The organism is Micromonospora sp. CNZ309 (genome assembly GCF_002846525.1).
The window spans coordinates 4898420-4918602 of sequence record NZ_PJNG01000001.1 but is presented as its reverse complement, the minus strand read 5'-3'; the positions used below and the strand labels follow the sequence as shown (position 1 = coordinate 4918602).

General features: G+C 73.5%; 15 protein-coding genes. 6 read left to right on the top strand and 9 right to left on the bottom strand.

Translation table 11 applies throughout. The annotated features are described in order from the left end of the window. Window positions 1-273: 273 nt before the first annotated feature. The 5 genes from rfbB to CLT72_RS20635 form a co-directional block, all read right to left on the bottom strand. Complete coding sequence (rfbB, locus tag CLT72_RS20655) at window positions 274-1263, bottom strand: dTDP-glucose 4,6-dehydratase (protein WP_101413199.1); 990 nt, start codon at window positions 1261-1263, stop codon at window positions 274-276. Window positions 1264-1487: 224 nt separating this feature from the next. Continuing rightward, window positions 1488-2867, bottom strand: coding sequence for a protoporphyrinogen/coproporphyrinogen oxidase (locus tag CLT72_RS20650; protein WP_101413198.1), 1380 nt, complete (start codon window positions 2865-2867; stop codon window positions 1488-1490). A 72-nt stretch (window positions 2868-2939) separates the two neighbouring features. After that, window positions 2940-3638, bottom strand: coding sequence for an SDR family oxidoreductase (locus CLT72_RS20645; protein ID WP_101413197.1), 699 nt, complete (start codon window positions 3636-3638; stop codon window positions 2940-2942). A 226-nt stretch (window positions 3639-3864) separates the two neighbouring features. Further along, entirely contained in the window at window positions 3865-5481 is a 1617-nt protein-coding gene (locus tag CLT72_RS20640) for an MFS transporter (protein ID WP_250100341.1), read from the bottom strand. A gap of 46 nt (window positions 5482-5527) precedes the next feature. Further along, a complete protein-coding gene (locus CLT72_RS20635; protein WP_101413195.1) occupies window positions 5528-6115 on the bottom strand; it encodes an NADPH-dependent FMN reductase in 588 nt (195 codons plus the stop codon). Window positions 6116-6286: 171 nt separating this feature from the next. Here CLT72_RS20635 and CLT72_RS20630 point away from each other — a divergent pair, with 171 nt between their 5' ends. The 6 genes from CLT72_RS20630 to CLT72_RS20605 all read left to right on the top strand — a co-directional run bounded on the left by CLT72_RS20630 (window position 6287) and on the right by CLT72_RS20605 (window position 15408). After that, window positions 6287-9568 (top strand): BTAD domain-containing putative transcriptional regulator, encoded by a 3282-nt coding sequence (locus CLT72_RS20630; RefSeq protein WP_101413194.1) that lies wholly within the window; start codon window positions 6287-6289, stop codon window positions 9566-9568. A 72-nt stretch (window positions 9569-9640) separates the two neighbouring features. Next, entirely contained in the window at window positions 9641-10513 is an 873-nt protein-coding gene (locus CLT72_RS20625; protein ID WP_101413193.1) for an alpha/beta hydrolase, read from the top strand. 199 nt (window positions 10514-10712) lie between these two features. Then, window positions 10713-12230: an outer membrane protein assembly factor BamB family protein gene (locus CLT72_RS20620; RefSeq protein WP_158242046.1), complete on the top strand. Its 1518-nt coding sequence runs from the start codon at window positions 10713-10715 to the stop codon at window positions 12228-12230. Window positions 12231-12390: 160 nt separating this feature from the next. Then, the gene (rfbA, locus tag CLT72_RS20615) at window positions 12391-13251 is read left to right on the top strand and encodes a glucose-1-phosphate thymidylyltransferase RfbA (protein ID WP_101415288.1); all 861 of its coding nucleotides are present in this window, start codon (window positions 12391-12393) and stop codon (window positions 13249-13251) included. Between the two features lie 306 nt (window positions 13252-13557). Further along, entirely contained in the window at window positions 13558-14139 is a 582-nt protein-coding gene (locus tag CLT72_RS20610; protein ID WP_101413191.1) for a hypothetical protein, read from the top strand. Between the two features lie 9 nt (window positions 14140-14148). Next, the gene (locus tag CLT72_RS20605; protein WP_101413190.1) at window positions 14149-15408 is read left to right on the top strand and encodes an activator-dependent family glycosyltransferase; all 1260 of its coding nucleotides are present in this window, start codon (window positions 14149-14151) and stop codon (window positions 15406-15408) included. Window positions 15409-15470: 62 nt separating this feature from the next. Here the strand turns inward: CLT72_RS20605 and rfbH are convergent, their stop codons facing one another. From rfbH to CLT72_RS20585, 4 genes are read right to left on the bottom strand one after another with little or no spacing between them, the layout of a single operon-like run. Further along, complete coding sequence (gene rfbH, locus CLT72_RS20600) at window positions 15471-16781, bottom strand: lipopolysaccharide biosynthesis protein RfbH (RefSeq protein WP_101413189.1); 1311 nt, start codon at window positions 16779-16781, stop codon at window positions 15471-15473. Further along, a complete protein-coding gene (locus CLT72_RS20595) occupies window positions 16778-17752 on the bottom strand; it encodes an NAD-dependent epimerase/dehydratase family protein (protein WP_101413188.1) in 975 nt (324 codons plus the stop codon). Before CLT72_RS20595 ends, rfbH begins: the two co-directional genes overlap by 4 nt. Next, complete coding sequence (locus CLT72_RS20590) at window positions 17749-18738, bottom strand: Gfo/Idh/MocA family protein (RefSeq protein WP_350823068.1); 990 nt, start codon at window positions 18736-18738, stop codon at window positions 17749-17751. Before CLT72_RS20590 ends, CLT72_RS20595 begins: the two co-directional genes overlap by 4 nt. Continuing rightward, window positions 18729-20123: an NDP-hexose 2,3-dehydratase family protein gene (locus CLT72_RS20585; protein WP_101413186.1), complete on the bottom strand. Its 1395-nt coding sequence runs from the start codon at window positions 20121-20123 to the stop codon at window positions 18729-18731. Before CLT72_RS20585 ends, CLT72_RS20590 begins: the two co-directional genes overlap by 10 nt. Window positions 20124-20183: the final 60 nt, after the last annotated feature.

Here is a 20183-nt window from a genome sequence, read left to right as displayed (position 1 = left end):
GCGGACGCATGACGCGCCGATTGAATGGTCCGAACGGTTTTGCTGGATCGTACAGCCGATAGATGGCCGGATTCCATCGCGGAATTCGTTAATTCAATCGATGGAGGTCGTTTTCGGCGTGGAGTGAGAAGAGTTCTGGTTCGATGTATCAGGGTCCCTTCCGGGGCCTCGCCCCCCGGCTGCTGCTGCCTGCGGCACCCGTGGACCGACCGTCCGCCGTCCGTAGCGGCCGGTCGCATGGATCTCGCCCGCCTGCCCGGGCCGCCCCACCGGCTACCGGCCGAACTGTCGGTAGCGCTCCTCGGTGCGTTCCTTGTCCGGCTTCCACCACCACTCGTTGTCCCGGTACCACTCGATCGTCGCGGACAGGCCGGCGCGCAGGTCCGGGTACCGGGGCCGCCAGCCAAGCTCGCGGCGCAACTTGCCGCTGTCCGTGGCGTACCGCAGGTCGTGGCCCGGGCGGTCCGGGACGTGGTCGTACCCGCCGGCGGACTCGCCCATCAGGTCGAGGACGAGTTCCAGCACCGCCTTGTTGCTGCGCTCGTCGCCGGAGCCAATCATGTACGTCTCACCGAGCCGACCCCGCTCCAGGATCAGGTGCACCGCCGCGTTGTGGTCGTCCACGTGGGTCCACTCCCGCACGTGCGCGCCTGTGCCGAACAGTTTGGGCCGGTGACCGCTGAGCAGGTTCGTCACCTGCCGGGGAACGAACTTCTCGACGTGTTGGTACGGGCCGTAATTGTTGGCGCAGTTCGACAGCGTGGCCCGTACGCCGTAGGAGCGCACCCAGGCCCGCACCAGCATGTCGGACGCGGCCTTGGTGGCCGAGTACGGGCTGGACGGATCGTATCGACTCTCCTCGGTGAACCTCCTGTCGTTGCCCAGACCGAGGTCGCCGAAGACCTCGTCGGTGGAGATGTGGTGCAGTCGCCGGTCGTGGCGTCGGACCGCTTCCAGGACCGTGTAGGTGCCCAGCACGTTGGTGCGCACGAACGGCGACGGGTCGTGCAGGGAGTTGTCGACGTGCGACTCGGCGGCGAAGTGCACCACCAGGTCGGTGTCGGCGACCAGACCGTCGACCAGGTCCGCGTCGCAGACGTCCCCGTGCACGAACTCGATCCGGTCGTCGACGGCCGCCAGGGTCCGCCGGCCACCGGCGTAGGTGAGGGCGTCGAGGACCCGGACGGTGTAGTCGGGCCGGTTGGACAGGGTGTGGTGCACGAAGTTCGCGCCGATGAAGCCGGCTCCGCCGGTGACCAGCATCCGTGTCACGACGCACCCCCGGGCCGGGTCGCGTGCCGGCGGGGCTCCAGGGACCCGGCCGGTCCTTCCGGACAGCTCGTACGCTCGTCGCCAGACATGGCTGGGACACCTCCTCGTCGACGTGCCCGGACGGTGACCGGGCGGTCGGTTGTAGGACATGGCGGGTATCGGCCGGCGTCGACGCTGCCGGGGCGTCCTCGCGCGTGCCGAACTCCCTGCCGGGGTCAGTAGACGGCCGCGGCGGCAGACCGCTGTGACGAGGGCAGCTGGTGCGGCAGGCAGATCCGTTCCGGTTCCCCGGTGAGCAGGTGCCGGGCGACGTCGGCCCCCATCTTCATGGCGTGGTCCATGTTGCCGTACTCGTACATCCAGACGCCGAAGCGGCCACGGGAGTAGATGCCCCGTCCTTCCAGGTGGTCGAGGATCAACGCCACGGCGTCCGTGCGGTCCAACGTCGGGATCGGGTACGCCATCGGGATCCGGCGTACGTACCGGGAGGCGACGGCACCGGAGTCCGACAGCAGTCCGGCCCGCTCCAGCCCGGCCACGGTCTGCCGCACCGCCGCGTCGTCGTCCGGCCAGCCGCCGTCGGCCGGCAGGGCGATCTCGGCGAGGTACGACAGGTGGCGATCGTGCGGCTCCGGCATGTTGGCGCCGGCGAACAGGCCCATGTTGGTGATCCGGTAGAACGGGTAGTCGGCCTCGGGGAAGTACAGCCAGTGCCACGCCGGGTCGACCCGGCCACGGGCCCCGACCCCCACCACCAGCACCCGGTTGTGCCGCAACGCCGCGGTGGCGGCGCGCACCTCCGCCGGGCACCGGCTGAGCGCCGACACCAGCGCGGTCAGCGGCATCGTGGAGACCAGCCGCTCGTACGGCAGCACCTCGCCCGAGCCGTACGTGACGGTCCGGGCGTCCGGATCGATCCGCCGCACCGGCGCCTCGTACCGCACGTCGGGCAGCCGGGCCGCCAGGCGTCGGAACGGTTCACCGATGCCGCCGCGGCCCGGGTAGCTGAAGGTGCTGTTCGGTCCCCAGCCGGGAGCGGTCCGCCGCTCGACGAGGTTGCGCAGCGCGCCCCGCCAGTCGACCGTGGCCACCCGGTGGGTCACCCAGTCGGTGGACATCTCGGCGATGGGCACCGTCCACAACTTCTCGTGGTACGGCCGCATGAACCGCTCGACGACGCCGGTGCCGAAGTTCGCCAGCAGCCAGTCCTCGTAGTTGCGTACCGTGCCGTCCGGCCGGTCGATCATCTTGACCAGGCAGTCCACGGCCTCGTCGGTGGGCAGGGCGCTGAGGTTGTGCTGGAACGGGTACGGCACCCAGCTGTCCCCGTAGCGGATGTAGGAGGAGCGCTGGTGGCGCAGCACATCCCCCTCCATGACGTCGTCGAGGAGGGCGTCGAAGTCGCCGAAGTAGCTGAAGGCGACGTGCGCACCCTGGTCCCACACGAATCCGGCCCGGTCCGTGAAGGAGGAGGCGAGCCCGCCGGCCACCGCCCCGCGTTCGAGGACCACCGGGCGCGCGCCGGCGCGGTGCAGTTCGTGGGCGGCGGCGAGCCCACACGGGCCGGCGCCGATGATGAGATGGTCGTGTCGCATCCGTGCGTTACCTCCGCGAGCGGAATGGGGACGATCCGGCGGCTCGGGCGGTCGGCCCGGCCGGACCGGGGCTCAGTCGGCGGGCATCGGCCGGATGACGACGCTCGCCAGGTCGACGCCCTCGGGCTGGCCCAGCACCCAGAGGATGCTGTCGGCGATCTGGCCCGCGGTCAGGCTCCCGCCCGCCGGGGTCCCCCCGGCGGGCGCCCAGAAGGCGGTGTCGACCCGGCCCGGCGCGATCAACGTGACCCGGATCCCGTCGCCGGTGACCATCAGCCGGATGTTCTCCGCGAGCCCGGTGACCGCCCACTTCGTGGCCCCGTACAGGTTGCCGCGGGTGGCGACGAGGCCGGCGAGGCTGCCCACCAGGATGATCTGGCCACGGGTGCGGCGCAGGCTCGGCAACGCGGCGCGCACCAGCAGGGCCGGCCCGAGCACGTTGACGAGGACCATCTCCCGCCAGCCTCGTGGGTCCCCGTCGTCCATGCCGTCGAAGGTGGCCATCCCGGCGTTCGCGATCACGGTGTCCAACCGGCCGAAGCGCTCGACCGTGGTGCGTACGGCCCGCTCCACCGCGGCGGGGTCGGCCGCGTCGCCGGGCACCACCGCCAACCGTTGTCCGGCATCGGCCCGGGCGGCGAAGCGTGCGAGCCGCTGCGGGTCACGGCCGGTCACCGCGACCCGGTGGCCCCGGCGTAGCAGCCGCTCGGCGGTCGCCGCCCCGATGCCGCTGGCGCCGCCCGTGATCAGGGTGACCGGAGTGTCCGGCATGGCAGCCTCCTCCTCGGCACCGGCGGCACGGGGTCGGCGGCCGGGCCCCGGCGCGGCCGGCGATGTCGCGCCCGCCGCAACCATCTTCGGCCGCCGTCAGCGGTCCGGGCTTCTCTGAGCTTGCCGGGCCCGGACACGCGTGCGGGGCAGGGCCCGGGCCGGCCCCACCCCGCGCAACGCGTGCGGGGCAGGGCCCGGGCCGGCCCCACCCCGCACGCGGGCTCACTCAGCCGGCCTGCGCGGGCGCCTCCGCCGCGGCCGTGCCGCTGGCCGGCTTCTGCGGCTTCGGCGGCGGGGGCACCGGGGCCACCTTGCGCAGCGCGACCACGGAGAGGACGGCCAGGCCGAGCACGACGATCGCCCCGACCAGGGCGACGGTGTTCAGACCGGCGGTGAAGGCGTCGTGCGCGGCGTCGACCAGGCCGCTGCTCAGCGGGCTGGGCAGCGACCGGGCGGCGGTTTCCGCAGCCTCGACACTGGCCCGGGCGGCCTGCGCCGCCTCGGTGGTGACACCAGAGGGCAACCCGTCGGTCAGCTCGGTGCGGTAGACGGCGGCGGCGACGCTGCCCAGGGCCGCGATGCCGAAGGCCACCCCGAACTCGCTGCCGGTCTGCATCACCGCCGACGCGGAGCCGGTCTTCTCGGTGGAGACCGCCCCGATCGCCAGGCCGGTCACCAGGCCGAGCGGGATGCCCACGCCGAACAGCACGATGCCGAAGCCGATCAGCACGGGCGCCAGCCCGCCGGTGCGGGTGACCTGGCTGAGCACTACGTACCCGAGAGCCGCGACGACCATCCCGAAAGCGAGCACGTACGCCGGCCGGATCCGTTGCGCCAGGCCGGGGCCGAGCATGAGCCCGACGATCAGACCCAGGGTCGGCGGCAGCATCCACAACCCGGTGCCGAGGGTGGAGAGGCCCTCCACCGTCTGCAGGTGCAGGGTCACCAGCAACGAGCTGCCACCCTGCACCGCGCCGCCGAGCAGGCCGAAGATCACCGCGGCGGCGAAGATCTGGTTGCCGAACAGCTTGGTGTCGAGCATCGGGTCGCGGAGCGACCGCTGCCGCACGACGAACGCCGCGGCGGTCACGAGGCCGACGACCACGGCGGCGACGGGCACGGGGGCCCAACCGTTCTTGGCCAGTTCCTTGAGGCCGAAGATGACCAGCAGCACGCCGGCCAGGGAGAGCGCGACGCTGGCCAGATCCAGCGGGCCCCGGTGCGGGTTGCGGTACTCCGGCAGCAGCCGTGGACCGGTCACCAGTAGCAGGAGCATCACCGGCACGCCGATCAGGAACACCGAGCCCCACCAGAAGAACCGCAGCAGGACACCGCCGACGACCGGGCCGATCAGCAGACCGCCCATGAAACAGCTCATCCAGGAGGCGATGGCCATGCCGCGCTGGGCGGGATGGGCGAACATGTGGCTGATCAGGCCCAGCCCGCAGGGCATGACCGTGGCGGCCGCCACGCCCATCAGCGCCCGGGCGCCGAACAGCATCCAGAACGACGTGGAGAAGGCGGCGACCACCGAGGTGACCCCGAACAGCGCCGCGCCCAGCAGCAGCAGCTTCCGCCGGCCGACACGGTCGCCCAGGCTGCCCATCGTGATGAGGAAACCGGCGGTCATGAAGCCGTAGATGTCGACGACCCAGAGCTGCTCGGTGCTGTTGGCACCGAGCGCCGTGCTCAGGTGTGGCAGGGCGAGATAGAGCACGCTGAGGTCCAGCGACATCAGCAGTGCGGCGAGGGCCAGCACGGCCAGTCCGGCGAATTCGCGGCGGCCCGCCAGCGCGCCGGGAGCGGCGGAGGCGTCCGACGGCATGTCGGCATGGGACGACATGTTGATCCTTCCTTCTTGTCGGCCGTCCGGGGACGGCGGAACAGGGTCACCGGACGTACGGGCGGCTCTTCCGGTGATTGCGCAACGCCTCGCCCCACCAGACCAACTCGTCGAACATGCGCCGCGCGTCCAGCGACACGGCCTCGGCCTCGGCCTCGACCGGCTGGCCGTCGGCGTCGAAGAGCGTCCGGTGGTTCGGCAGGCTGACGGTCTCCCGGATGGTTGCCGACCCGAGCGCGGCGAACACCTGCCGGAGTTGCTCGGCGGCGCGCAGGCCGCCCGCGGGGCCGCCGTAGCAGAGGAAGCCGACCGGCTTGGCCTGCCACTCCTCCCGGTACCAGTCGACGGCGTTCTTCAGCGACGCCGGAAAGCTGCGGTTGTGCTCGGGCACCACCACCACGAAGGCGTCCGCGCTGGCGAGCCAGGGGCTCAGGTCGCGTACGGCCTGCGGCCGCACGTCGCCCTCGGCGAGGCGTACCTCCGGCAGGCGGGCCTCGGCCAGCTCGATCAGGTCGACCTGGAGGTCGCTGCGCAGCTCGGCCTGGCCGGCGAGCCAGCGGGCCGCGACCGAGCCGAAACGCCCGGCCCGGATGCTGCCGACGACAATTGCCAGACGTAATCGCGATGACGGCATTCCACGAACTCCTCGCATTTTCGTTGGCCGGCGTCCGTCGAAGTGGTATCAGCCCAGGTCATTGTCGCCGCGCGGGGTTCCGGAATCGTTTCGGTGCTGTTCGGGCGTGTCGGAGCGGCGCCGAAACGCCTCGTCACGCATTCTCTGCGGCTCCTCGGTTAGAGTGTCCGCATGCGCTTTGGTGTGCTCGGCCCACTGGAGGTGTGGACCACCAATGGGCGGCACGTCAAGATTCCCGAGTGGAAAGTCCGCGCACTATTGGTGAACCTGCTCGCGCAGTCCGGTCGGGCCGTCACGGCGGACCGACTGATCGACGATCTGTGGGGTGACCGGCCGCCGGCCAACCCGCACGCCGTACTCCGCAGCAAGATCTCGCAGTTGCGCCGGGTGTTGCGCGACGCCGAGCCGGGCCTGCCCGACCCGGTCGTGCGGCGCGGGGCCAGCTACGCGCTGGACCTCCCGGCGGACGCGGTCGACGCGCACCGCTTCGAGGCCCTGCTGGACCGGGCGGAGCACCTCGGTGATCGGCGGCAGCGGGTCTCGGTCCTGGCCGAGGCGCTCGCGCTGTGGCGCGGACCATGCTTCGCGGGTTTCGCCGAGGCACCGTTCGCCGCCGGCGCGGTGGCCCGGCTGGAGGAGCGGCGGCTGACCGCGCTGGAGGAGCAGGTCGCGCTGCGCGCCGAGCTCGGCGAGGACATGACGCTGGTCGGCGAGCTGGCGGACCTGGTGGCCGACCATCCGTTGCGGGAGCGGTTCCGGGCCGCCCAGATGCGGGTGCTCTACCGCCTCGGCCGGCAGGGTGACGCGCTCGCCGCGTACCGGGACCTGCGCGAACGGCTCAGCGAGGAACTCGGGCTCGAACCGGGTCCGGCCGTGGTGGCCCTGCACCAGGCGATCCTGCGGCAGGAAGAGAACCTGGCGGCGGCGCCCGCCGGTCCGCCGGTCCGGCGTCGGCTGACCAATCTGCCCACGCCGCTGACCGGTCTGGTCGGCCGCGACGGCGCCGTCGACGAGGTGCGCGCACTGCTGGAGGCCGGCCGGCTGGTCAGCCTCGTCGGCCCCGGCGGGGTGGGCAAGACAAGGCTGGCGGTCGAGGCCGCCCGCGGGCTGACCGCGGACTTCCCCGACGGTGTCTGGCTGGTCGAGCTGGCCGCCCTGGACCGTACGGCCGGCGCGGCCGACCCGGCGGAGGCCGACCGGCCCACCCTGCAGGGCCTGGTCGACCGGGTCGCCGCCGAGCTGGACGTGCGGGCGCCGACGGGTGCCCGGTCCTGTGTGGAGAGGCTGGCGGACGCGCTGCACGACCGCCGCCTCCTGCTGGTGCTGGACAACTGCGAACACGTGGTCGACGACGCGGCGGAGCTCGTCCGCCGGATGCTCGGCGGGCTGCCCGGTCTGCGTTTGCTCACCACCAGCCAGGAGCCGCTGGGGGTGGCCGGTGAGCAGGTGTGGGTGGTGCCACCGCTGGCGCTGCCCGAACCGGGGGCCGACCACGACCCGGCCCGGTTGTTCCGCTACGGCGCGGTCGAGCTGTTCACCCTGCGCGCCCGGGCCGGGGCGGCCGGCTTCACGATCGGGCCGGAGAACGCCGCCGATGTCGCGGCGGTCTGCCGCCGCCTGGACGGCATTCCGCTGGCGCTCGAACTCGCCGCCACCCGGGTCCGGGCGATGGGCATCCGTCAGCTCGCCGCCGGGCTGGACGACCGGTTCGGGTTGCTCGCCTCCGGGCGGCGTTCCGAGCCGGCCCGGCAGCAGACGCTGCGCGCGATGATCGACTGGAGTTGGGAGCTGCTCAGCGGCCCGGAGCGGGCGCTGCTGCGCCGGCTCGCGGTGCACGCCGACGGTTGCACGCTCACCGCCGCGCGCGAGGTCTGTGCCGGCGGTGAGGTGGATCCGGCTCAGGTGCCGGACCTGTTGGCCCGTCTGATCGACCGGTCCCTGCTGGTGCCGGCGGAGCAGCCCGACGGCCCCCGGTACCGCCTGCTGGAGTCGGTCGCCGCCTACTGCCTGGAGCAGCTGAGCGAGGCGGGCGAGCTGGCCGAGGTGCGCGCCCGTCACGCTGAGTGGTACACGGCCCTGGCCGAGCAGGCCGACGAGCGGCTGCGGGGGGTGCACCAGCGCACCGCGTTGCGCCAGATGGACGCCGAGGCGGCCAACTTCCGCGCCGCGCTGCGCGTCTGCGTGCACCGCCGCGACGCCCACCTCGCCCTGCGCCTGACCTGTGCACTGGCGTGGTACTGGGTGCTGCGCAGCCGGGTCGGGGAGGGGCGCCGCGCGCTGGCCACCGCGTTGACCGTTCCGGGCGTCGCACCGGAGGGCCTGCGCGGCACGGCGATGACCTGGCAGGCGGGCATCGCCGCGCTGGCCGGTGAGCCGCCGGACGCCCTGATCGAGCCGCGGTACGCGACCGCGAAGAGCTACGTCGACGATCCGCGCGACCCGGCGGGCCGGGCCCGCGCCGCCCTGCTGCTGGCGGTGGTCACTCCGCTCGATGTCACCAGGCCGGCCGCGAACCCGGTCAACCGGCTGTTGGCGACCTTCCGCGCACTCGGCGACCGGTGGGGGGAGGCGGCGGCGCTGGCCGTGCTGGCGTACCACGCCCAGTTGCGCGGCGACTTCTCCGCCCTGCGTCGCGACGCCGAGCGCAGCCTGGTGCTCTTCCGCGAGCTGGGCGACCACTGGGGCATCCTCCAGGCGACCACCCCGCTGGCGGAGCTGGCCCAGTTCACCGGGGAGTACGACCGCGCCGGCCGGTGGTTCGCCGACGGGTTGCACATCGCGCAGGAACTCGGCCTACGCGCCGAGGTGGCGCGGCAGCTCAACGGGGCGGGCCGGATAGCCCAGCTGCAGGGCGACAACGTCCGTGCCCGGGAGCTGTTCCGGCGGGCCCGTACGCTCGCCGCCGAGGAATCGGTCAAGGCCATGGAGCAGGTCGCCGACCTCGGGTTGGCGGTCGCGGACCGGTGGGAGGGCAACCTCGACGCGGCCGAGCGGCGGCTGCTGCCGTGGTTGAGCTGGAACCGTCGGGCCGCCTGGCCGGCGGGCATCGCGGCGGTCCAGGCCGAGCTGGGCTTCGTCGCCGAGCAGCGCGGCGATGTCGACACCGCCTCGGAGCGGCACCGGGAAGGCTGGGAGGCCGCCCGGCAGACCCGGGAGAGCCGGACGGTCGCGTTGGCGCTGGAGGGCCTGGCCGGGGCGCGGGCGGTGGCCGGCGACGGAATGGGCGCCGCCCGGCTACTCGGCGCGGCGGCGGCGACCCGCGAGTCGGTGGGGATGGCTCTGCCGCCGGCCGAGCGCGGCGACGTCAAGCGGATCGCCGCGCTGGCCCGTGCCGCGCTGGGCGAGGACGGCTTCAAGAGCGAGTTCGAGTACGGCGCCGGTCTGCGGCCGGAGGAGTGTGTGGCGCGGGCCCTGGCGGAGAGGGCCGGCACCGTCGTCGCGGACGGACGGTAGCGGCGCGGGCCCGCGTGGCGGAACCAGTCGAACAGGTGAGGTGCCCACAGGGCACGGAGAAAGAGGTGGATCATGACCGAGAGCATCTCCGCGACCGGCGGCACGACCGTCCGGGCGAACGGGGTGGAGTTGTGCGTCGAGACCTTCGGCCGGCCCGGCGACCCGGCCGTGCTGCTGCTGGCCGGTTCGACGTCGTCGATGTTGATGTGGGACGAGGAGTTCTGCCAGCGGCTGGCCGACCACTCCCGCTTCGTGGTGCGCTACGACTACCGGGACACCGGGCGGTCGGTGACGTACCCGCCCGGGAAACCGCCGTACGCCCTGCGTGACCTCGCCGCGGACGCCGTCGGCGTGCTGGAGGCCCTCGACCTGCCCGCAGCCCACCTCGTCGGCCAGTCGATGGGCGGCATGGTGGCCCAACTGGTGGCGCTCGACCACCCCGACCGGGTCGCCTCACTGGTCCTGGTCTCCGCCAGCCCCGCCGTGCCGGGGCCGGAGAACCCGGACCTGTCCGCCATGCCCGACGAGTTCCAGAAGGCGTACTCGGACGTCCGGCTGCCCGACTGGTCCGACCGGGAGCAGGTCATCGAGTACCGGTTGTCCCTGCAGCGGCCCTGTACGGGCTCCGGCCGCACGTTCGAGGAGGGGCGGTACCGGCGGCTGATCGGGCGCGAGTTCGACCGGGCGGTCGACATCGAGGCGAGCATGAAGAACCACTTCGCCATGGCGGACGTGCCCCCGTGGCGCGAGCGGCTCGGCGAACTGGCCGTGCCCACCCTCGTGATCCACGGCAGCGACGATCCGGTGCATCCCTTCGACCACGCCACCGCCCTGGTCCGGGAGATCCCGGACGCGTCGCTGCTGCGTCTCGACGGGGTCGGCCACGAACTGCCCAGCCAGGACTGGGACACCATCGTCGCCGCGGTGGTGACGCACACGGCCTGACCGCCGTCCGTACGGCCGAAGTGAGCAGCCTGCGAGATGTCCGGCCGGCCGGGCCCCACCATGCTGGGACGGAGGGGGCCCGGCCGGGCCATGGCGCGGTCCGGCGACCGATCCGGCGCCCCGATCCACGTCGTGGTCCGCCGCCCCCCGCCCTGGCGGGTCGGCGCGGCGGGTCGACCCAGGAGGAGCGCTCATGCGGATGCGTATGTTGGCAGGGATCGTCACCCTGGGGGTGGTCGCCGGCTTCGTCGGCGTGGCCCCGGTGGGGGCCGGCGAGCGGCCCCGCGTGCCGTCGGTACGCGACTGGTCCGTCGCCGGGCAGAACACGCACAACACGAGGCACGCTGCGACCGAGCGAACCATCGACGCCCGCAACGTCGCGCGGCTGCGGCCCCGTTGGGTGTTCACCGCCAACGGCGACATCAACGCCACTCCGGCGGTGGTGGACGGCATCCTCTACGTGCCGGACGCCGGTGGAACGCTCTGGGCCATCCGGGCCTCCGACGGCACGCCGGTGTGGTCGCATCCGATCAGCGACTACACGGGGCCGCCGGTCGACGGTTCCCGCACCACCCCGGCCGTCTCGGGTGACCTCGTCGTGATCGGCAAGGGCTTCACCATCGAGTCGCCCAGCGGGGCCGCCGTGATCGCGGTGAACCGGGGCGACGGCTCGCTGCGCTGGCTCACCCAGGTCGACCCCAACCCGCGGGCGAAGGTGACCGGCGCCCCCGTGATCGATCGGGGCGTGGTCTACGTCGGCATCTCCTCGTCGTCGGAGATCCTGCCGCCGCCGCACACCTTCCGGGGCAGCGTCGTCGCGCTCGACCTGCGTACCGGCCGGATCCTGTGGCGGACCTACATGGCACCGCCGGGCTACACCGGCAGCGCCGTCTGGGGGAGCAACCCGGTTGTCGACCGTCGCCGGGGCCTGGTCTACGTCGGCACGGGCAACAACTACACGGTGCCGGAGGGCGTGTGCACCCGCCCCGAGCAGACCGACTGCGAGCTGCCGGCCGCCGACGACTACTTCGACGCGGTGGTCGCGCTCGACCTGCGGACCGGCCGGGTCCGCTGGGTGCACAAGACCCTGAGCGCCGACGCGGTGTCCGAGCTGGACCCGCCGCCGGGCACCGACATGAACTTCGGCTCGTCGCCGAACCTCTACACCACCACGATCGGCGGGCGCCAGCGCGAGTTGCTCGGGATCGGGCAGAAGAGCGGCGACTACTGGGCGCTGGATCCGGACAACGGCCGGGTGGTGTGGAAGACCAAGGTGGGGCCTGCCGGCGGCATGGGCGGGATCCAGTGGGGCTCGTCCACCGACGGCCGGCGGATCTACGTGGCGCTGGCCAACTCGGACCGCATCCCCTTCAAGATCCCCTCTCCCGACGGCGGTGAGATCACCCTGACCGGCGGGATGTGGGCGGCGTTGGACGCCGCGACCGGCCGCATCCTGTGGCGCACCCCCGACCCGCAGGGCGACATCGACATGGGCTACGTCACCTCCGCCAACGGCGTGGTGTACGTCGGCTCCGGCGCCGGCACCGGCGACAACATGTACGCCCTCGACGCCCGCACGGGCGCCATCCGGTGGCGGTTCGCCAGCGGCGGCTCGGTGATCGCGGGCGCCGCCGTCGTCGACGGGTCCGTCTACTGGGGATCCGGATACCACATCGGCACCGGCAACAACAAGCTGTACGCCTTCGACCTGCGCTGACCGGTAGGCCGGGCGGGGCGGCCCGCCCCGCCCGGCGTCCCACCAACGTCTGGGTGGCTGAGGGATCATGCTCGAATCTGGTTCGCGGACCCACCGTCGGGAGCGGCGCGGCGCCGGGCCCGGCCCGGGTGCCGGCACGGCGCTCTGGCCCGATCCGCCGATGCGCGGGATCCTGCTCGCGGGCGGCACCGGCTCGCGGCTCTGGCCGGTGACCAAGGCGATCTCCAAGCAGCTCGTCCCCGTCTTCGACAAGCCGATGATCTTCTATCCATTGTCCACGCTCATCTCGATCGGCATCCGCGAGATCCTGGTGATCACCACACCCGACGACCGGGATGCCTTCGTCCGCCTGCTCGGCGACGGCTCCCAGTGGGGGCTGCGGCTGGAGTACGCCGTGCAGCCCCGGCCGGAGGGGATCGCCCAGGCGTTCCTGATCGGCGAGGAGTTCCTCGGCGGGCGCAACTCGGCGCTGATCCTCGGGGACAACCTGTTCCACGGCGTCGACCTGAGGCGCTGGTCCCGGCCCGGCGCCGGGGTGGTGGGCGGTCACATCTTCGCCTGGCCGGTGCCGAACCCCTCGGCGTACGGCGTGGTGGAGTTCGACGACGCCGGCCGCGTGCTGTCCATCGAGGAGAAGCCGTCCCGCCCGCGCTCCCGGTACGCCGTACCCGGCCTCTACTTCTACGACAGCACCGTGGTGGAGGTCGCCCGCGGGCTTCGGCCCAGCGCGCGCGGCGAGCTGGAGATCACCGCCGTCAACGACCACTACCTGCGGCAGCGCCGGCTGGGCGTGACCGTCCTCGACCGGGGCTCGGTGTGGCTGGACACCGGCACCGTCGCCGACATGGCCCGGGCCGGCGAGTACGTCCGGGTCGTCGAGGAGCGGCAGGGCTGCAAGATCGGCTGTGTCGAGGAGGCCGCCTGGCGGGCCGGGCTGATCAGCGACGCGGAGCTGCGCGAGCTGGCCCGGCCGCTGTGCAGTAGCGGGTACGGCGAGTACCTGCTGGGGCTGCTGGGCTGACCGGCCGCAGCCGGGCCGGCATGATCGAAGAAGACGCCGTCCCCGCCCCGGGTCGAGAATTGGGACACGGGCGCACCGGTTGCGACTGCCGGGACGGTCCCCCCTCCGCCCGCACCCGCTACAGCCGAGCGCCCGCCGCCGGCGGTGCGCTCCCGCCACCCACCGCAGAGACGCGGGGTGACCCATGCCGTCACGACGACCGGCCGGACCCGGCCTGCGCCCCCGCCCGGCCCGGGCGCCGCCGGGGCCGGTAACCACCGGCGGGTGAGTGCCCGCCGTCACCGTCGAGCATCCGGGGGCCGCCAGATGGAAGGGTCGATCATCCGCCGCCTCACCCACGACCACACCCGGGTGCTGGTGTCCGTGTCCGGCCTGCCGGGGGCCGCCGACGTCGCCGCCGCCCTCGCCGCCGTCGGCCGGGTCGGCGCCGCGGCGGAGATGCTGACGCTGCTGCCGGCGCCCGACGGAACCGGGCTGAGCTTCGTCACCGCCCGGTCGGACGGCCCGTCGGTCCTGGTGGCACTGGCCGAGAGCCGGCCGGCGGGCGGCACCGTGAGCGTGCGCTGCCGCGACGACGTGGCCCGGTTGACCCTGCACGGCCAGGGGATCCGCGCCGACCCGCAGGTGCTGCCCAGGTTCCAGCACGCGCTGCACCGGGTCGGGGTGACGACGCTCGCGATGTCCGTGTCGAACACGCTCGTGGAGGCGGTCTGCGCCGCGGACGTACTGCACCGGGCGTTGCGCAGCCTCGCCACCGCGTTCGGCTGCGAGGCGGCGCCCGTGCCGGCGCCCGCCCCGACGCACCGGCCGCGCTCCCTGCCCCTCCCGGCCGCCCGGCCGGCCGTGGCGGCCCGTCCCGTGCCGCCACTGACCATCGCCCGACGTTAGGAGAGACCTGTGCGCGTCCTGTTCGTCACCCCACCCGCCCTCGCCTCGCACCTGTTCGTGCTGACCCCGCTGGCCTGGGCCCTGCGTACCGCCGGACACGACGTCCGCGTCGCCACCCAGCCGGACCTCGCCGAGAGCATCGTGCAGGCGGGCCTGACCGGCGTGCTGGTCGGCTCGGGCATGGGAGAGGCCCTCATGAGGGTCGCCGCCGCCGAGCCGGCGGAGAAGCCGGCCGCCCCCGACCGCCCCCGGCAGGAGGACTACGCCCGCGAGGACCCGTACGGCGAGCTGGACTACCTCACCCGCCATCTGCTGCGGCACCTGTGCCCCGACGACATGCTCGACGACCTCGTCGGCTTCGCCCGCGCCTGGCGTCCGGACCTGGTGATCTGGGACGGGTTGAGCTACGCCGGCGCGGTGGCGGCCCGGGCCTGCGGCGCCGCGCACGCCCGCCTGCTGTTCGGTGCCGACGGGTACGTCCAGCTCCGTGCCGCCGCGCTGCGCCGACGCCCCGACCGGGACCCCCTGCGCGAGTGGCTGGAGCCGCTGCTGGAGCGCTACGGCAGCGGGTTCGACGAGGACGTGCTGACCGGCGACTGGACGATCGACACCCAGCCGCCGTGGATGTGGCGTCCGGCGGGGGCCCGCCACCTGCACGTCCGGCCGACCGCGTTCAACGGGCCGTCGATCGTGCCGGACTGGCTGCACCGGCCGGACGGACGGGCGCGGGTCTGCCTCACCCTCGGCGTGTCGCACCGGGCCGCCGACGTCGCCGAGGCGACCGCGGCGGACCTCTTCGAGGCGGTCGACGGGATGGACGTGGAGGTGGTGGCCACGTTGAACGCCGCGCAGGTGGGCGACACGCCCGTGCCGGCGAACGTGCGGCTGGTCGACTTCGTGCCGCTGAACGTGCTGCTGCCCACCTGCCGGGCGGTGGTCCACCACGGCGGCAACGGCGCTTCCGCGTCGGCGTACGAGCACGCCGTTCCGCAGCTCGTGGTGCCGGGGACGTACTGGAGCGAGAAGTGGTTCGGCCCGCTGGCCGTGGCGAACGGGGTCGAGGACCAGGGGGCCGGCGTCTACGTGGCCGACTCGGACAAGCTGACCGGGGAACTGCTGCGCAAGTCGCTGGACCGGGTGCTCGGCGACCCGTCGTACGCCGAGAACGCGAAGCGGTTGCGCCGCGAGCTGCTCGCGGTGCCGACGCCCCGCGACGTGGTGCCGCTGCTGGAGGGGCTGACCGCGCAACACCGCCGCGACCGGTCCTGACCGGGTGCGACGAGCGCGGGCCCGGCCGGACGATGTCCGGCCGGGCCCGTGGGCGCTGCGGCTCAGCCGCGGGATCTCTCGGCCACGAACTCCCGGATCGTGCGCCCCACGTACGCGGTCATCTCGTCGGTGATGCCGGGATAGACGCCGATCCAGAAGGTGTTGTCGACGATGACGTCGCTGTTCTCCAGGGTTCCCGCCACCCGGTAGTCGACCTGCCGGTACGCCGGGTGACGGGTGAGGTTGCCGCTGAACAGCAGCCGGGTGCGGATCTGCTGCGACTCCAGGTGCAGCACCAGGTCGTTGCGGGTGAACGGGGCCGACGGCCGGACCGTGATGACGAAGCCGAACCAACTGGGGTCGCTGTCCGGGGTCGCCTCCGGCAGCAACAGGCCCGGCACCCCGTCGAGGTCGGCGCGCAGCCGCTGCCAGTTCTTGCGCCGGGCCTCGCCGAACGCCGCCACCCGGTCGAGCTGGCGCAGCCCGAGCGCGGCCTGCAGGTCGGTCGTCTTCAGGTTGTAGCCGATCTGCGAGAACGTGTACTTGTGGTCGTACCCGAAGGGGAGCGTGCCGAGCTGGCAGCCGAACCGTTTGTGGCAGCGGTCGTCCTCACCGGGTCGGCACCAGCAGTCACGCCCCCAGTCCCGGAAGGACTGCACCAGGTGCGACAGCTCCAGGCTGTTGGTCAGTACGCAGCCACCTTCGCCCATCGTGATGTGGTGGGCGGGATAGAAGCTGACCGTGCTCAGGTGTCCGAAGGTGCCGGTCGGCCGGCCCTGGTAGAGCGAGCCCACCGCGTCGCAGTTGTCCTCGATCAGCCACAGGCCGTGCTCCTCGGCCAGCGCCATCATTCCCGCGGCGTCGAAGGGGTTGCCGAGCGTGTGGGCCACGATGATCGCCTTGGTCCGTGGCCCGATCGCGGCCCGGACCCGCTCCACGGTGGTGTTGTAGGTGCCGAGGTCCACGTCGACGAATACGGGCACCAGGCCGTTCTGCACGATCGGGTTGACGGTGGTGGGGAAACCGGCCGCCACCGTGATCACCTCATCGCCCGGGCGCAGCCGCCGGTCGCCCAGCTCGTGCGCGGTGAGCGCCGACAGGGCGAGCAGGTTGGCCGAGGAGCCGGAGTTGGTCAGTTGCGCCTTGCGCATCCCGAAGTGGCGCGCGAAGCGCCGCTCGAACTGCACCGCGTACGTGCTCGCCGCGATCCGCATGTCCAGTGCGGCCTCGACCAGCGCGGCCCGCTCCGTCTCGTCGAAGACCGGGCCGGACGAGAGCACCGGCGTCTCGCCCGCCACGAACTCCCCGGCGCCGCTCTGCTCCCGGTGGTACTCGTGCACCAGTTCGAGGATTCTCGCCTTGAGGTCAGTCATGCCTGCTCGCCCTTCTCTCTTCCATGAGTCGCGTGGGCCGGGTAGTCGGCGTCCGCGTACGACCAGACGTCCCGGACGGTCGTGCTCAGCGAGCGGCGCGGCGACCAGCCGAGCACCGCACGGGCCCGTCGGATGTCCGCCAGCTGCCAGCCCGCGCCGGCCGCCCGGGCGGCCCCCGCCGGGGCCGGCACGAGGACGAGGTCGTGGCCGACCCCGCTCGCGCCGGCGAGGGCGCGGACGACCTCCTCCGCCGAGCGGGCCACCCCCGAGCCGACGTTCAGCGTCCGGTCTTCGCCCACCGCCGCGGTTGCCGCCGCGACCACCGCGTCCGCGACATCCCGGGCGTCGACGTAGTCGCGGTGCTGCCGCAGGTTCAACAGGCGCAGCTCGGCCCGCCCGCCACGGCCGCGAGCGGCCCGCAGCGCGGCCAGCGCGGCGCCCAGCACGCTCACCGGCGACATGCCGGGTCCGATCGCGTTGAACACGCGCAGCACCACGGCGTCGAGCCCACGAGCGACGGCGACCGCCCCCAGCCGGCGGCAGCCCTCCAGCTTGGTCCGGCCGTAGGGGCTGGTGGGCCGGGTGGGTGTCCGCTCGTCGATTGCGACCGGCGGCGGCACCGGGGCGTACTCCAGGCACGAGCCGAGATGCACGAGCCGGGCCGGGACGCCGCTGTCCGCCAGGGCGAGCGCGATCTGTTCCGGCACCTCGGCGTTGGCCACCGCCATCGCCGCCGGCTCGGGACGCCAGATCAGCCCGGCCGCGTTGACCACGAGGGCTGGCGACAGGTCGCGCAGGGCCGGCGCCAGCACGGGGCGCAGCGGCCCGGCGGGGGGCAGGGCGATCCGACGCGGCCCGTCCGGGTGGCGGGCGGCGGCCACCACCTGCCAGCCGGCGGTCGTGAGCGCGGAGCGCACATGCCGTCCGAGGAAGCCGCTGGCACCAACCACCACGGCGCGCGGGCGGGTCACGGGGTCTCCACACCGGCGTGGCGGCGGACCGCGTCGACCAGGGCGGCCCGGCCGATCACCTCGTCGTGGTGGCGGCGCAGGTCCCGCCGCGTCGTCACCGCTGCGGCGAAGTCCGCGACCAGCGCGGCGAACTGGTGGTGGCCGCGGAGGGTGCGCCGCCGGGTGCCGGCCGCGCCGTGCAGGCTCAGCACGGGTCGGTGCTCCGGCGGCGGGGTGAACGCGCGTTCCAGCACCAGCCGGCCCTCGCCGCCCCACAACTCGTAGGCGTTGCGGTAGGCGTGGCCGAAGCCGAACGACACCGCCGCCTCGACGCCCTCCGGGGAGGCGAGCAGGGCGGAACCGGCGACGTCCACCCCCGACGGTCCGGGGAGCAGGTGGGCGCCGATCACCCGCAGTTCCCGCCCGAGGAACATCTGTGCGGCCCGCAGGGGATAGAAGCCGAGGTCGAGTAGCGCCCCGCCGCCGAGTTCCGGCCGGTAGCGGGTGTCCTCGGGCGGCAGCGGCGGGATGCCGAACACGCTGGTGAGAGTGCGCAGCGGGCCGATCTCGCCGGCGGCGACGAGCCGCCGGACGGCCTCGTGCTGCGGGTGCAGCTGGAACGCCACGTTCTCCATCAGGACCAGATTCGCGGCGGTGGCCCGGGCGACCATTTCTTGTGCCTCGGTGCCGGTGCGGCCCAGCGGCTTCTCGGCCAGCACGTGCCGGCCGGCGGCGAGGGCGGCGGCGACCCACCGCGGCAGCAGCCCGGCCGGCAGCGGCACGTACACCGCGTCGATGTCGTCGCGGTCGAGCAACCGGTCGTATCCGGTGACCGGCGCGGCGCCGAACCGGTCGGCGAACTGCCGCGCACGCCGGCCCTCCCGGCTCGCCACGGCCACCAGCCGCAGCCGTGGCTCGGCGAGCACCGCCGGCAGGGTACGGCGCCAGGCGATGTCGGCGCAGCCCAGCACGCCCAGCCGGAGCGGCTCGGGGCGGTTCACGGGCACGACCCGGCGAGGCTGTAGAGCGCGGCGAGCAGCGACCGACCCTCGACGTTGACGTAGTGGCTGTGCGCCAGCAGCGTGGCCAGCTGACGCGGCGTGACCCACCGGAACTCCTCCGACGGTCGCACCGGCACGCGCTCGTCGGCCTCCACCACCATGTACCGGTTCTCCGCGTGGTGGAACCGGCCGCCCTCCTCGGAGAGCATGCAGTCGTAACGGATCCGTTCGCTTGGCGCGGACAGCACCGCGTCCAGGAACGGCGGCCGGCGCGACGTCGGCAGGTGGGCGTAGTTCTCCGGCCGGCACTGCACGGTCGGGCCGATCTCCGGCGCGTCGCGCAGACCTGGCTGGACGGCCGCACGGGCGAGCACGTGCAGCACGCCGCCGATCGGCCGGGCGAGGAACGCGACGATGCCCCGCCCCCGGGGCCGCAGCAACGGCTGCCGCCAGCCGGGCACCTCCCGGACGGTGGTGCGCACCTCCACGCCGATGATGCCGAAGTGCCGGCCGCCGTCGTGGTCGATCGCGTACCGGTCACGATGCCAGCCGCTCACCGTCGACAGCCCGATCCGCCGGACGTCCAGGGGACGGTGGCTGCGCAGCGCGGTGAGCCAACTCAACACGTCGACGTCGCGCTCCACCGCGCCGGCGTCGGGGGAGAAGCCCCGGGCCACCAGGTCGGCGAACGCGTCGCCCGTCGTCCTGGTCGACGGGGGCAGCGCCGCCGCCAGGCAGGCCAGCACCGTGCGGGTGTCCATGTTGACCACGTTGTCGAGGCCCATGAGCAGTTGCAGGTCCCGCAGGGTGATCCAGCGGAAGTTCTCCTGCGCGGGGACCGGTCCGGCCGCCTCGACCACCATGTTCCGGTTGCGCTTGCCGAGGAACCAGGAGCCCTGCTCGGACTGGAGCACGTCGGCGACCACGCTGCCCCGCGCCGGCCGGACGAAGTGCTCCATGTACGGGGTTTCGGCGCCGCCGTGGATCCGCGTGTAGTTGCTGCGCGTGGCCTGCACCGTCGGGGAGATCTGCACCCCGTTGACGTTGCCGGGCTCCATCTTGGCCTGGACCAGGCACTCCAGCCCGGCCCTGCGGCGCACCAGCAGGCCGAGCAGCCCGATCTCCGGCTGGGAGATGATGGGCTGCTGCCAGCCCGGCACCGGCCCGCCCTCGCCGCGCACGTCCAGCCCGGTCACCGTGAAGAACTGACCGCTGCGGTGCCCGAGGTCCCCGGTCACGGGGTCGGTCCGCCAGTCGCGCAACGCGTCCAGCGGCACCTGCGTCACCGTGCTGGTGCTGGCCTCGCACCGCTGTTCGTACCATTGCCGCAGTTCGGGATCGGGCCAGCCGGTGGTGGCCGACGCCGTGCCGGCGCGGGCCGCGCCGGTCACCGGTCGGCCCCCCGTCGGAGGGCGGGCCGGCCGGAGCGCACGCGCGGCGCGGCGGGCACC

Excerpts from the sequence above, each read along its gene's own strand:
- CLT72_RS20625 (WP_101413193.1), top strand. The coding sequence starts at position 9,641 with ATGACCGAGAGCATCTCCGCGACCGGCGGCACGACCGTCCGGGCGAAC.
- CLT72_RS20620 (WP_158242046.1), top strand. The coding sequence starts at position 10,713 with ATGCGTATGTTGGCAGGGATCGTCACCCTGGGGGTGGTCGCCGGCTTC.
- CLT72_RS20630 (WP_101413194.1), top strand. The coding sequence starts at position 6,287 with ATGCGCTTTGGTGTGCTCGGCCCACTGGAGGTGTGGACCACCAATGGG.
- CLT72_RS20640 (WP_250100341.1), bottom strand. The coding sequence starts at position 5,481 with ATGTCGTCCCATGCCGACATGCCGTCGGACGCCTCCGCCGCTCCCGGC.
- rfbA (WP_101415288.1), top strand. The coding sequence starts at position 12,391 with ATGCGCGGGATCCTGCTCGCGGGCGGCACCGGCTCGCGGCTCTGGCCG.
- CLT72_RS20645 (WP_101413197.1), bottom strand. The coding sequence starts at position 3,638 with ATGCCGGACACTCCGGTCACCCTGATCACGGGCGGCGCCAGCGGCATC.
- rfbB (WP_101413199.1), bottom strand. The coding sequence starts at position 1,263 with ATGCTGGTCACCGGCGGAGCCGGCTTCATCGGCGCGAACTTCGTGCAC.
- CLT72_RS20610 (WP_101413191.1), top strand. The coding sequence starts at position 13,558 with ATGGAAGGGTCGATCATCCGCCGCCTCACCCACGACCACACCCGGGTG.
- CLT72_RS20635 (WP_101413195.1), bottom strand. The coding sequence starts at position 6,115 with ATGCCGTCATCGCGATTACGTCTGGCAATTGTCGTCGGCAGCATCCGG.
- CLT72_RS20650 (WP_101413198.1), bottom strand. The coding sequence starts at position 2,867 with ATGCGACACGACCATCTCATCATCGGCGCCGGCCCGTGTGGGCTCGCC.
- rfbH (WP_101413189.1), bottom strand. The coding sequence starts at position 16,781 with ATGACTGACCTCAAGGCGAGAATCCTCGAACTGGTGCACGAGTACCAC.